Source organism: Pseudomonas sp. MRSN 12121, from assembly GCF_000931465.1.
In the GTDB taxonomy this organism is placed as follows: domain Bacteria; phylum Pseudomonadota; class Gammaproteobacteria; order Pseudomonadales; family Pseudomonadaceae; genus Aquipseudomonas.
In genome coordinates this window covers 2477635-2490336 of the sequence record NZ_CP010892.1, presented here as the reverse complement: position 1 = coordinate 2490336, position 12702 = coordinate 2477635, and the positions used below count along the sequence as shown (strand labels likewise).

Sequence of the window (12702 nt, the reverse complement as noted above, 5' to 3'; positions counted from 1 at the left end):
AAATGAATTTATTTTTTATCAGATTTTCATGAACGGCCTTTCAAGACAAAACCCGCGATAATTTTATATCCTTGCTTATCGCCTTTTATCTCAAGGTATAAAGATGACAAACAAACCTACGGTCGCCATAGGCTTTGTCGGCTCCACCCTCGACCGCGTGGGCAAGGGCGCCAACCGCTGGAACCACTGGCGCCCCAGCGTCGGCCTGTGCCAGCAGCAGGATGTGCTGATCCAGCGCCTGGAGCTGATCCACGGCCTGGACGCCCGGGACGTCGGCCTGGCCCAGCGGGTAGCCGACGATATCCGCCAGGTGTCGCCCGAGACCGAGGTGCGCCTGCACCCCATGGGCCTGAAGAACCCCTGGGATTTCGAAGAGGTGTACGCGGCCCTGCACGACTTCACCAGCGCCTACCCGTTCGACACCGAGCGCGAGGATTACCTGGTGCACATCACCACCGGCACCCATGTGGCGCAGATCTGCTGGTTCCTGCTGACCGAGGCGCGCTACCTGCCGGCCCGGCTGATCCAGACCTCGCCGGCCCGGCGCCACGACCCGGAACAACACGCCACCGGCACCCACGCGCTGATCGATCTCGACCTGTCGCGCTACGACCGCATCGCCTCGCGTTTCGCCCACAAGCGCCTGGAGGGCCTGGCCTTCCTCAAGTCCGGGATCGCCACCCGCAACGCCGCGTTCAACCGCTCCATCGAACAGATCGAGCGGGTGGCCGAGCGCTCCAGGGCGCCGATGCTGCTGATCGGCCCCACCGGCGCCGGCAAGTCGTTCCTGGCCCGGCGTATCTATGAGCTCAAGCGCGGCCGGCATCAGGTCCAGGGGCGCTTTGTCGAAGTCAACTGCGCCACCCTGCGCGGCGACGGCGCCATGTCGGCGCTGTTCGGCCATATCAAGGGCGCCTTCACCGGCGCCCAGAACGCCCGCGACGGCCTGCTGCGGGCGGCGGACGGCGGCATGCTGTTTCTCGACGAGATCGGCGAACTGGGCCTCGACGAACAGGCGATGCTGCTCAAGGCCATCGAGGAGAAGCGCTTCTTCCCCATGGGTTCGGACCAGGAGGTCGCCAGCGACTTCCTGATCATCGCCGGCACCCACCGCGACCTGCGGGGCCGGGTCGCCGAGGGGCTGTTCCGCGAAGACTTGTATGCGCGGATCAACCTCTGGACCTTCAACCTCCCGGGGCTGGCGGGACGCCGCGAAGACATCGAGCCGAACATCGACTTCGAGCTGGAGCGCCACGCCCGGGAGCAAGGGCAACTGGTGCGCTTCAACCTGGAGGCACGGCGCCGTTACCTGGCCTTCGCCAGCTCCAGCGAGGCCGCCTGGCTGGGCAACTTCCGCGAACTGTCGGCGTCCATCACCCGAATGGGCACCCTGGCCGACAGCGGGCGCATCGACGAAGCCCAGGTCGAGGAAGAAATCCAGCGCCTGCGTTATGCCTGGGGCTTGAGCCGGGAACAGGACTCGCTGGGCGCGCTGCTGGGCGACAGCGTCGAACTCGACCTGTTCGACCGCCTGCAGTTGCAGGCGGTGATCGAGGTCTGTCGCCAGGCGGACAGCCTGTCCGATGCCGGACGCAAACTGTTCGGCGTCTCGCGCCAGACCAAGGCCCAGGCCAACGACGCCGACCGCCTGCGCAAATACCTGGCGCGCTTCGGGCTGGAGTGGAAGCAGTTGGTGGCGCAGGCGCAGTGAGCGGCGACGCCCCTCAACCCGCCGGCACCGCGAACACCGCGTTGGCCCGGGCCACCACCCGCTCGCCGACCTGCAGGGTCACGGTGGCGAAGGCCATCTGCCGGCCGCGCTTGGCGTGCTCCAGGCGCACGTCGATCCACTCGCCGACCTGCACCGCACCCAGGTAGTCCAGGTGCATGCTGGCGGTGATCAGCGCCAGCGGCGGGTCGCTGGCGAACGCCATGGCGTAGCCCATGCCGATATCGGCCAGGGTCGCGAGAATGCCGCCGTGCACGGTGCCGCGACCGTTGGCGTGGCGGCCGTCGGCGCGCAGGCCGATCTCCAGCTGCAAGCCGTGGCCCCGGCAATAGACCGGGCCGATCAGTTCCAGCAGCGGGCTGCTGCGCGATAGCGGGACGTAGCCTTCGGGCAATGGAAAATCAGTCATGAGGGCACCTTGCTTGTATGATGGCGGCCGCGCAGCGCGGTGGACCCAGGTTTAATCCACAATCCGCGGCGCGACTATCGAGATCAGTGCGGCAAATCTGCCGCGATAAGCCGCGACATCCCCCCGCAACCCAGAAGGACCTAGGGCCATGCCAACCATCCGAGCCAAATCCGTGTGCGTCTTTCGCCAGGGCGAGCAGTTGCTGCTGGCCGAAGGTTTCGACCCCGGCAAGAACGAGCACTACCTGATGCCGGTCGGTGGCGGCATCGACTTTGGCGAGACGGCGGCCAACGCCGCCCGACGCGAAGTGCTCGAAGAGATCGGCGCCGAGATCCAGGACCTCGAGCTGCTGGGCGTGCTGGAAAACCTGTTCGTGTTCGATGGTACCCCCGGCCATGAAATCGTCTTTATCCATGAAGCGCGCCTGGTCGATCCGCGCCTGTATGCCGCGCCCGAACTCGAAGGGGTCGAAACCAGCGGCCACCGGTTCAAGGTGCGCTGGATCAGCCTGCAACGGATCCGCGAGCAACGCCTGAACGTCTATCCGCAAGGCCTGCTTGAGCTGCTCTGACAGCGCGGCCAGCAACCGCTTACCCACATCAAGGAGAAACCATGCATCAGGACCGCACGACCCATTACACAGGCACCCATCGCCCAGGCATCCTTGCCTGCCTCCTGCTCAGCAGCCTGCTGGCCGCCTGTTCGCCCAGCGAGCGCTCGTCCTCGGTGGCGATCGGCGGTGCCCAGGGCAAGGCCGGGGCGCAGCTGGCCTACGAACATGAGCTGACCCTGTCGCTGCCCTCGGCGCAGATCGCCGACCGCCTGAATGCCACCCGCGAAGCCTGCGAAAGCGCCCGGTTCGGCGCCTGCAACATCCTGCGCCTGGAACAGGGCGAACGCCGTGCCCAGGCGATCCTGCGCATCGTGCCCGATGGCGTCGAACCGATAGTCGGGCTGGCCGCCCAGGGCGCCGAAATCGGCCAGCGCATCACCAGCGCCGAAGACCTGGCCGACGCCGTGGCCGATGTGCAGCGCCAGCAGGAACGGCTCAAGGCCCAGCAACAACGCCTGGACCAGCTGGCCGCGCGCAAGGACATCACCGTCAGCGACCTGATCGTGCTCAGCAAGGAACAGGCAAGCATCGAAAACGACCTGCAGGCCCTGGCCCAGGCCGCCGCCGGCCAGCAGCGCCGGATCGACACCAACCGCCTGACCCTGAACTTCGTCCCCACCGACAGCAGCCAGCGCGGTTCGAAACTGCAACGGGCCTTCGACAACCTGCTGGACAACCTCGCCTACGGCACTGCCGAAGCCCTGGAAAAAGGCAGCTACGTGCTGCCATTCCTGATCCTCGCCTTCCCGCTGGTGATGATCTGGGTCTGGCTGTGGCGCCGGTTCGTGCGCCGTCGTTGAGGTGATGCGGCGCAGCCATGCCGCGCAATGAAAAGACCCGAAAAGCCCGGCCGATGCGCCGGGCTTTTTTATTGATCGCGAGCGGTCGGCACCGTGGAATCCCTCGCCCAACGGCTCTATTCCAAGGCTCCCCGCCGCTATCATTGGCATCGATGGTCACCATCGACTCAATGAAATTCTCAAAAAAAATCCGCCACGTAACATCTGCTCCATACCAACCAAACAGCACCCCCGGAGCACATCATGAAACGCCAAATTCTTCTCAGCATCGCTTTCTCGGTCCTTGCCGCCAACGCTTTCGCCGCCTCCTCGGCCTACCCGGTCGTCGCCGAAGGCGGTTCGGATCGCCTGATTGAAAAACGTGTCGCCGAAGGTGGCGCCGATCGCCTGATCGAACGCCGTGTAGCCGAAGGTGGTTCCGATCGCCTGATCGAACGTCGTGTAGCCGAAGGTGGCTCCAATCGCCTGATCGAACGCCGTGTAGCCGAAGGTGGTTCCGATCGCCTGATCGAACGCCGTGTAGCCGAAGGTGGTTCCGATCGCCTGATCGAACGCCGTGTAGCCGAAGGTGGTTCCGATCGCCTGATCGAACGCCGTGTAGCCGAAGGTGGTTCCGATCGCCTGATCGAACGCCGGGTAGCCGAAGGTGGTTCCGATCGTCTGAACGAACGCCGGGTAGCCGAAGGTGGTTCCGATCGTCTGAACGAACGCCGCACCGCATGATCGCGCCATGCGCGGTACTCGAAAAAAAGCCCGGCCTTGTCAGCCGGGCTTTTTGCATTTCAGGACACTGACGTTCCCCTGTCGATCAGCCATCCACTCCCCACCTCGCTGCCGCCTATCGCGCCATGCACCGCTGATACCGCTCGTCCACCCGCTTGGCGAACCAGGCCGTGGTCAACTTGCGGGTGATCTTCGGGCTCTTCAGCTCGATGCCCGGCAGGATCTGGCGCGGCAGCGCCCTGCCCTGCGCCTGCTCGGCCAGGGCGAATACCCGCTTGTAGAGCTTGCTGTCCTCGAACTCGAGGCTGTTGCCCTTCTCCAGCTGGTCGCGAATGGTCGGGTTGCGCATGTCCAGGGACTTGCCCAGGGCGCGCACCGCCAGCTCGGTGCTGCCGGGCATGATCGAGTCGTAGCGGATCAGGTCGCCGTCCAGCGCCAGGGCAATCCCCGAGGCCACGCTCACGGCGTTCTGGAACGCCGCGTTGCGGCTGGCGTACCAGCCGGCGTTGAAGTCGGCGAAGCGGTACAGCGGCTGCGGGTAGTTCACCGGGTAACCGAGCAGGTGGGCCACGCCGAAATACAGGCCACCGCGGCGGCTGAACACTTCGTGGCGGATCGAGCCGTCCACCGGGTAGGGATAATCCCGCGCCCGCTGTTCGGCAAAGGCGATGCTGACCTGCATCGGCCCGCCGGTGTGCACCGGGTTGAAGCCACCGAACAGGGTCTTGCCCATGGGCACCATGCCGATGAAGTCGTCGAAGATCGCGCTCAGTTCCTTCTCAGTGCGCGCCCCGGCCAGGCGTTCGCTGTAGGACTTGCCGTTCGGCGAACGCACCTGCAACGCCGCGCTCACCAGCATCGACGGCACATGCACCTTGGCCGCGCGGCGGTCGATCTCTTCGCGGGCGATCTTGCCCAGCCCCGGCACCGGCGGATCGACCTGATAGGTCGACTCCTGCTCGGCCACCGCCAGCACCGCGCACAGGTTGCTCTGGCTCGGCTCGATGCCCTGGGCGGTAAAGGCCACCTGGAGATCCCGCGCCCAGCCCTGGCGATCGGCGACCCTGGCCGGCAACAGGCGCAGCGCCTGCGCCTGGATCTGCGTCGGGCTCGGCATGGGTGCCTGGCCGCTGTGCTGGCTGGCGCAACCGACCAGGGCCAGCAGGGCCACCACAGCGGCCCAACGAAATGAATGCAGAAGTTTGATAAGCCTGGCTCCCGAAAAAAACCGAATATGCAGCGTAGCGCCGCCGATATCGACCCCCGCGGCACCCCGCTGTTCCGCAGCGGACAACCACCATTTGAGCATTCCCCGTGAAGCACGGCGAATTTCACCTAATCTGAACCCTCATCGCCCGCGCAAAGATGCAAACGACCACCGCCTGAAAGCAACCACCCTGAAAGCCGGTGCCGGGTGTATTTTGATGAGCCCGACGGCCACCTGCCGGACATGTTCAGCCGGAGCGGAAAACCGTCACCTGCCCTGGGAGTGCCCTGCACCATGCTTTCACTGGATTTTCTCGTCACCTCGCTGATCGTCGTGCTGATTCCCGGCAGCGGCGTGATCCTGACCATTTCCACCGCCCTGGTGGCCGGCAAGCGCGCCAGCCTGTTCACCGCGATCGGCTGCACCGCCGGGATAGTCCCGCACCTGCTGGCCTCGGTGCTGGGCCTGTCGGCGCTGCTGCACACCAGCGCGCTGGCTTTCCAGGGTTTGAAGTTCGCCGGGGTCGCCTACCTGCTGTACCTGGCCTACGCCACCTGGCGCGACCGCTCGGCCTTCGCCGTGGACGCCAGCGCCCCCGCCGCCAGCGCCGGCGGCCTGATGCTCAAGGCCTGCCTGCTGAACATCCTCAACCCCAAGCTGACGATTTTCTTCCTGGCCTTCCTGCCGCAATTCATCCAGCACGACGGCCCGTCGCCGGCGGTGCAGATGCTCGGCCTGAGCGGCGTGTTCATGGCCATGACCTTCGCCGTGTTCGTGCTCTACGGCCTGCTGGCCAACCTGTTCCGCCGGGCGGTGATCGAGTCGCCCCGGGTGCAGGACTGGCTGCGCCGCGGCTTTGCCGCCAGCTTCGCCGCCCTGGGCCTGAACCTGGCGTTCAGCCAGCGCTGAAGCGCGTTCCGGCAAGCGCTTCGGGTGGCGGGCAAGACCGGCATGACATTGATCTCTGCATGAGGGCAACGACATGAACCGCAGCGACGTACTGATCATTGGCGCCGGCCCCACTGGCCTGGTCCTGGCGCTGTGGCTGAGCCGCCTGGGCATCAAGGTGCGCATCATCGACCAGACCCCGGGCCCCGGCACCACCTCCCGGGCCCTGGCGGTGCAGGCCCGGACCCTGGAGCTGTACCGCCAGCTGGACTTGACCCAGGCCATCCTCGACCAGGGCCACCGGGTGCCCGCCGCCAACCTGTGGGTCAAGGGCGAACAGGCCGCCCACCTGCCGCTGAGCAGCATCGGCGCCGACCTCACGCCCTACCCCTTCCTGGAGATCTACCCGCAAGACCAGCACGAACGACTGCTGATCGAACGCCTGGAGCGCTTCGGCGTGACGGTCGAGCGCCGCACCGAGCTGCTGAGTTTCATCGACCACGGCCATCTGGTCAGCGCCCAGCTGCGTGGCGCCGACGGCCAGGAGGAAACCTGCCAGGCCTTCTATGTGGCCGGCTGCGACGGCGCCCGCTCGACGGTGCGCAAGGCCCTGGGCATCGACTTCCCCGGCGGCACCTATCAGCAAGTGTTTTATGTGGCGGATGTCGACGCCCAGGGCCCCGCGCTCAATGGCGAGCTGCACGCGGACCTCGACGAAGCGGACTTTCTCGCGGTGTTCCCGCTGGCCGGCACTGGCCGGGCGCGATTGATCGGCACGGTGCGCGACGAACGCGCGGAACAGGCCGAGACCCTGAAGTTCGAGGACGTCAGCCGGCGCGCCATGGATAACCTCAAGGTGCAGGTCGAACGGGTCAACTGGTTCTCCACGTACCGGGTGCATCACCGGGTGGCCGAGCGCTTCGCCATCGGTCGCGCCTTCCTCCTCGGCGATGCCGCCCATGTACACAGCCCGGCCGGCGGCCAGGGCATGAACACCGGGATCGGCGACGCCATCAACCTGGCCTGGAAACTCGCCGCGGTGCTCGGCGGCAAGTCTTCGGAACACCTGCTGGCGACCTATGAGCTGGAACGCATCGAATTCGCCCGGCGCCTGGTGGCCACCACCGACCGGGTGTTCAGTTTCGTCACCGCCGACGGGCCGATCGCCAACCTGCTGCGCACACGCCTGGCGCCGTTGCTGATCCCCAAGGTGACGGCGCTGGAAACGGCGCGCGAATTCCTGTTCCGCACCGTGTCGCAGATCACCCTCAACTACCGCGACATGCCCCTGAGCGTCGGCAGCGCCGGCCACGTCCACGGCGGCGACCGCCTGCCCTGGGCCCACGGCGCACTGACCGACAACTTCGCCAGCCTCGACTACCCGGGGTGGCAGGTGCATGTGTACGGGGTCACCAGCGACGCCCTGCGCGCCTGGTGCGCCGAGCGCCAGCTGCCGCTGACAGTGTTCGACTGGGAACCGGCGCACCAGGCCGCGGGCCTTGCGCGCAACGGCTTCTACCTGCTGCGGCCGGACACCTACGTGGCGCTGGCCGAGCGTTCGGCGGACCCGAAGGTGCTGGAGCGGTATTTCGATGAGCACAAGATTGTGCTGTGAGAAGAGTGCCCGTCGCGATTTTTGCGTTGCGGGGACTGACGCCATCGCGGGCAAGCCTCGCTCCTACAGAATCCATCTTCGTCTGTAGGAGCGAGCGGGCGGCGATCCGACTTGCCCGCGATGAGGCCCTTAAGGACGCTGCCGAAAAGCCTCAGATCCCGGCGAGCGCCAGGTCCATCGCGAAGTAGGTGAAGATCAGGTCGGCGCCGGCGCGCTTGATCGACCCCAGGCTTTCGCGCACCACCCGCGCTTCGTCGATGGCGCCGGCCTGGGCGCCGAACTTGATCATCGCGTACTCGCCGCTGACCTGATACGCCGTCACCGGCAGGCGCGAGGCTTCGCGGATGTCGCGGATGATATCGAGGTAGGCCCCGGCCGGCTTGACCATCAGCGAGTCCGCGCCTTCCTGTTCGTCCAGCAGCGATTCGCGCACCGCCTCGCGGCGGTTCATCGGGTTCATCTGGTAGCTCTTGCGGTCGCCCTTCAAGGCGCTGCCGCCGGCTTCGCGGAACGGGCCGTAGAGCGCCGAGGCGAACTTGGTGGAATAGGCCATGATCGCGGTCTGGGTGAAGCCGGCCTCGTCCAGGGCCCGGCGGATGGCCTGGACCTGCCCGTCCATGGCCGCCGACGGCGCGATCACATCGGCGCCGGCGCGGGCCGCGGCCACCGCCTGCTTGCCGAGGTTGACCAGGGTCTGGTCGTTGTCCACTTCGTGGCCGTGCAGCACGCCGCAGTGGCCGTGGTCGGTGTACTCGCAGAAACAGGTGTCGGACATCACGATCATCTCCGGCACCGCGTCCTTGGCGATACGCGACATGCGCGACACCAGGCCGTTATCGTTCCAGGTATCGCTGCCGGTGCTGTCCAGATGGTGCGAAACGCCGAAGGTCATCACCGACTTGATCCCCGCGCGGGCGTAGCGCTCGATCTCCCCGGCCAGCTTCGATTCCGGAATGCGCATCACCCCCGGCATGCTCTTGATCGGCACGAAGTCATCGATCTCTTCCTCGACGAAAATCGGCAGCACCAGGTCGTTGAGGCTGAACTCGGTTTCCTGGAACAGGCTGCGCATCTGCTCGGAACGGCGCAGGCGACGGGGACGGGCTTGGGGGAACTGACTGGACATGGGATTTCCTCAAGGCAGGCCGAGCGAAGGGGCCCGGGGCGAAAAAGGAGGGAAGCTTATGCCCGAAGCCACGACCGGCACAAACCCCGCCCGGCCAAGACTGCGTTTCGACTTTGGTAACAATGCCGTCAAGAGCGCACCGCACAGGCCCCGGCGCGCCAGGGTGCGACCAATGGCCGCCCTGCCCGCGCGCCCCGTTCAGCGCGACAGGTTCAGCGCCTGCAATGCCGCCTCATCGATGCGCTCGCCCTCCTGCGGGTCGATCGCCCGGCGGATCAGCCAGCGCAGCGCCCTTGGCGAAAGTCGACGAGCGTCAGGCGCCGGCCAGGCGCGATCGCACCCGTTGCGCAGAACGCAGGGTGGCGGTGAGTCAGCGGGATCAACGAGCGGAATGCGGGGGGAAGCGAGAGCCAGGCGCGCCATCCGGGCGCACCTGGTTTTTTTACAGCGAGGGTTGCATCAGTTCCATGGACGGTCGCCGTGCTCGTCCTTGACGCGGGTCGGCAGGCCCATCACGTCCAGCGCCTTGAGGAACGGCTCGGCCGGCAGCTCCTCGACGTTGACCATGCGCTGCACATCCCATTCGCCACGGGCCACCAGCAGGGCCGCGGCCACCGGCGGTACGCCCGCGGTGTAGGAAATGCCCTGGCTGTCGGTTTCGGCAAAGGCCTCTTCGTGGCAGGCCACGTTGTAGATAAAGACTTCGCGCGGCTGGCCATCCTTGGTGCCCTTGACCAGGTCGCCGATGCAGGTCTTGCCGGTGTAGCCCGGCGCCAGCGAGGCTGGGTCCGGCAGCACGGCCTTGACCACTTTGAGCGGCACCACTTCCAGGCCTTCGGCGGTCTTGACCGGTTGCTCGGAGAGCAGGCCGAGGTTCTTCAGCACGGTGAACACATTGATGTAGTGCTCGCCGAAGCTCATCCAGAAGCGCACGTTGGGCACGTCGAGGTTCTTCGACAGCGAGTGCACTTCATCGTGGCCGGTCAGGTACAGGTTCTGCGAGCCCACGACCGGCAGGTCGTCGGTGCGCTTGACTTCGAACATGGTGTTGCTGGTCCACTGGCTGTCCTGCCAGCTCCACACCTGTCCGGTGAATTCGCGGAAATTGATTTCCGGGTCGAAATTGGTGGCGAAATATTTGCCATGGGAACCGGCATTGACGTCGAGGATGTCGATCGAGTCGATGCGGTCGAAATACTGTTGCTTGGCCAGCGCCGCGTAGGCATTGACCACACCCGGGTCGAAGCCGACGCCGAGAATGGCGGTGACGTTCTTCTGCTGGCATTCCTCGAGGTGCTTCCACTCGTAGTTGCCATACCAGGGCGGCGTCTCGCAGATCTTGCCCGGCTCTTCGTGAATGGCGGTGTCCAGGTAGGCCACGCCGGTATCGATGCAGGCACGCAGCACCGACATGTTGAGGAAGGCGGAACCGACGTTGATGACGATCTGCGATTCGGTCTCGCGGATCAGCGCCTTGGTCGCTTCGATGTCCAGCGCGTTCAGCGCGTAGGCCTTGATTTCAGCGGGCTGTTTGAGGCTGCCCTTGGCCTTGACGCTGTCGATGATGGCCTGGCATTTGGAGATGTTGCGCGACGCGATGGCAATACGACCGAGTTCGTCGTTGTGCTGCGCGCACTTGTGGGCCACCACCTTGGCGACACCTCCTGCACCAATGATAAGAACGTTCTTCTTCAATTTCTTTATCTCTCCTTTCCGCCAGCTTACGAGAGGCTGGACAGGTAGTCTTCGAACCCAAACTCACGAACCACCTCGACGCTGCCGTCGAGCTGCTTCACTACGATGGACGGCATTTTCAGGCCGTTGAACCAGTTTTTCTTGACCATGGTGTAACCCGCCGCGTCCACGAACGACAGCCGATCGCCGATAGTCAGCGGACGATCGAATTGGTACTCGCCGAAGATGTCTCCGGCCAGGCAGGACTTGCCGCACACCATGTAGGTGTGGTCACCGGCGCTGGGCGCCAGCTTGGCGTTCAGGCGATAGATCAGCAGGTCGAGCATGTGCGCTTCGATGGAGCTGTCGACCACCGCCAGGTGCTTGCCGTTGTAGAGGGTGTCGAGCACGGTGACTTCCAGCGAGGCGCTCTGGGTGATCGCCGCTTCGCCCGGCTCCAGGTAGACCTGCACGCCGTACTTCTCGGAGAACGCCTTGAGGCGCGCGCAGAACTCGTCCAGGGCATAGCCTTCGCCGGTGAAATGGATGCCGCCGCCGAGGCTGACCCATTCGACCTTGTGCAACAGGTGACCGAAACGTTCCTCGATAGTGCCCAGCATCTGGTCGAACAGGCCGAAGTCGCCGTTCTCGCAGTTGTTGTGGAACATGAAACCGGAGATCTGCTCGATCACCGCCTCGACCTTCACCGGGTCCCATTCGCCCAGGCGGCTGAACGGACGCGCCGGGTCGGCCAGCAGATAGTCGGAGCTGCTCACTTGCGGGTTGACCCGCAGGCCGCGGACCTTGCCTTCGGATGCCACGGCGAAGCGTTGCAACTGGCCGATGGAGTTGAAGATGATCTTGTCGCAGTTGTCGAGCATCTCTTCGATCTCGTCGTCGGCCCAGGCCACGCTGTAGGCGTGGGTCTCGCCGGCGAACTTCTGCCGGCCGAGCTTGAGCTCGTAGAGCGACGACGACGTGGTGCCGTCCATGTACTGCTGCATCAGGTCGAACACCGACCAGGTGGCGAAGCACTTGAGCGCCAGCAAGGCCTTGGCCCCGGACTGCTCGCGCACGTAGGCGATCTTCTGCATGTTGCCGAGCAGCTTCTGTTTGTCGATGAGGTAGTACGGCGTTTTGATCATTTCGAGGCCTCCGGCCAGGCCAGCCAAAAAAAGGATGCGCATTGTGCCTTCACTTGATGCGTATCGAAAGGGCAGAAAACACCGATCGCTCGGTCGGGGTCGCGCGGCGCACCTGGAGCGGTCCCGCTCGCCGACACCCGAGCCGCCAGCCAGAGCGCCTGCCGTGGCGCACTGAAGTTCCTGCGTTGCGCTGGAAGGCAGCCAGACCGGACGTCGGGCCCCTGGGCGTCACGATCGGGTTTTCACCGTGATGAACATGTGGATCCGATCGTGGATTTCCTGCAGGGCGTGGCGAAAGGGTTCGTGCCTGTCACTGCTGGCCGGGTCTTCGAAATTCCACACCATCCGCTCGCCGGCAGCCGGTATGCGCCCGATCTGTTCCGACGATTTGTCGCACAAGGCGATGACGTAGTGGAACGGCTGCCCGGCGAACTCGTCGAGGGACTTGCTGCGCAGCCCCTCGGTGACGATGCCGATGTGCTCCAGGGAATCGAGGGCGCGCGGGTCGATCTCGCTGGCCACCAGGCCGGCGCTGAAGGCTTCGAAGTGCTCGGCGTCGGCATGGCGCAGCAGCGCCTCGGCCATCAGCGAGCGAGCGTCGTTTCTGGCGCAGACGAACAGCACGCGGTGGATGTCGCTCATGGTTGGGTTTCCCCCTGTTTCAGACTGCTGGGATAGTGCCCGCGATAAACGCACTTTTTATTACACCGGTTTTTCCCAGGGGCCGGGCGCGGGGTGATGAGGGGCATGGCCGCCCGGACGGTGCAAACCGG

13 protein-coding genes are annotated in these 12702 nt (G+C 65.2%); 6 read left to right on the top strand and 7 right to left on the bottom strand.

Annotation, left to right across the window (positions count from 1 at the left end):
- Positions 1 to 103: 103 nt before the first annotated feature.
- Positions 104 to 1711: an RNA repair transcriptional activator RtcR gene (gene rtcR / locus TO66_RS11495; protein WP_044462419.1), complete on the top strand. Its 1608-nt coding sequence runs from the start codon at positions 104 to 106 to the stop codon at positions 1709 to 1711.
- A gap of 13 nt (positions 1712 to 1724) precedes the next feature.
- Here rtcR and TO66_RS11490 read toward each other — a convergent pair whose 3' ends face one another.
- Positions 1725 to 2138 carry a PaaI family thioesterase gene (locus TO66_RS11490; protein WP_044462418.1) on the bottom strand — a complete coding sequence of 138 codons (414 nt, stop codon included), beginning with the start codon at positions 2136 to 2138 and terminating at the stop codon, positions 1725 to 1727.
- Between the two features lie 148 nt (positions 2139 to 2286).
- Here TO66_RS11490 and TO66_RS11485 point away from each other — a divergent pair, with 148 nt between their 5' ends.
- From TO66_RS11485 to TO66_RS33925, 3 genes are all read left to right on the top strand, one after another.
- Positions 2287 to 2709 carry an NUDIX hydrolase gene (locus TO66_RS11485; RefSeq protein ID WP_044462417.1) on the top strand — a complete coding sequence of 141 codons (423 nt, stop codon included), beginning with the start codon at positions 2287 to 2289 and terminating at the stop codon, positions 2707 to 2709.
- A gap of 41 nt (positions 2710 to 2750) precedes the next feature.
- Positions 2751 to 3551, top strand: coding sequence for a DUF4349 domain-containing protein (locus TO66_RS11480; protein ID WP_044462416.1), 801 nt, complete (start codon positions 2751 to 2753; stop codon positions 3549 to 3551).
- A 243-nt stretch (positions 3552 to 3794) separates the two neighbouring features.
- Positions 3795 to 4274 (top strand): hypothetical protein, encoded by a 480-nt coding sequence (locus TO66_RS33925; protein ID WP_044462415.1) that lies wholly within the window; start codon positions 3795 to 3797, stop codon positions 4272 to 4274.
- Between the two features lie 115 nt (positions 4275 to 4389).
- On the opposite strand, the gene TO66_RS11470 is transcribed toward TO66_RS33925, so the two are convergent.
- Positions 4390 to 5472, bottom strand: coding sequence for a DUF1615 domain-containing protein (locus TO66_RS11470; protein ID WP_044466003.1), 1083 nt, complete (start codon positions 5470 to 5472; stop codon positions 4390 to 4392).
- Between the two features lie 303 nt (positions 5473 to 5775).
- Here TO66_RS11470 and TO66_RS11465 point away from each other — a divergent pair, with 303 nt between their 5' ends.
- Both TO66_RS11465 and TO66_RS11460 read left to right on the top strand, forming a co-directional pair.
- Positions 5776 to 6390: a LysE family translocator gene (locus tag TO66_RS11465; protein WP_044462414.1), complete on the top strand. Its 615-nt coding sequence runs from the start codon at positions 5776 to 5778 to the stop codon at positions 6388 to 6390.
- 73 nt (positions 6391 to 6463) lie between these two features.
- Positions 6464 to 7984, top strand: a complete 1521-nt coding sequence (locus TO66_RS11460) for an FAD-dependent oxidoreductase (RefSeq protein ID WP_044462413.1) — start codon at positions 6464 to 6466, stop codon at positions 7982 to 7984.
- 151 nt (positions 7985 to 8135) lie between these two features.
- Here TO66_RS11460 and hemB read toward each other — a convergent pair whose 3' ends face one another.
- The 5 genes from hemB to TO66_RS11440 form a co-directional block, all read right to left on the bottom strand.
- Positions 8136 to 9110 (bottom strand): porphobilinogen synthase, encoded by a 975-nt coding sequence (hemB, locus tag TO66_RS11455; protein ID WP_044462412.1) that lies wholly within the window; start codon positions 9108 to 9110, stop codon positions 8136 to 8138.
- A 198-nt stretch (positions 9111 to 9308) separates the two neighbouring features.
- Positions 9309 to 9533, bottom strand: a complete 225-nt coding sequence (locus TO66_RS33285) for a hypothetical protein (protein WP_156162058.1) — start codon at positions 9531 to 9533, stop codon at positions 9309 to 9311.
- A gap of 36 nt (positions 9534 to 9569) precedes the next feature.
- On the bottom strand, positions 9570 to 10805 hold the full coding sequence (locus TO66_RS11450) for a saccharopine dehydrogenase family protein (RefSeq protein WP_044462411.1): 1236 nt from the start codon (positions 10803 to 10805) through the stop codon (positions 9570 to 9572).
- Between the two features lie 26 nt (positions 10806 to 10831).
- Positions 10832 to 11929, bottom strand: coding sequence for a carboxynorspermidine decarboxylase (locus tag TO66_RS11445; protein WP_044466002.1), 1098 nt, complete (start codon positions 11927 to 11929; stop codon positions 10832 to 10834).
- Between the two features lie 228 nt (positions 11930 to 12157).
- The gene (locus TO66_RS11440; RefSeq protein WP_044462410.1) at positions 12158 to 12571 is read right to left on the bottom strand and encodes an arsenate reductase ArsC; all 414 of its coding nucleotides are present in this window, start codon (positions 12569 to 12571) and stop codon (positions 12158 to 12160) included.
- Between the last annotated feature and the right edge of the window lie 131 nt (positions 12572 to 12702).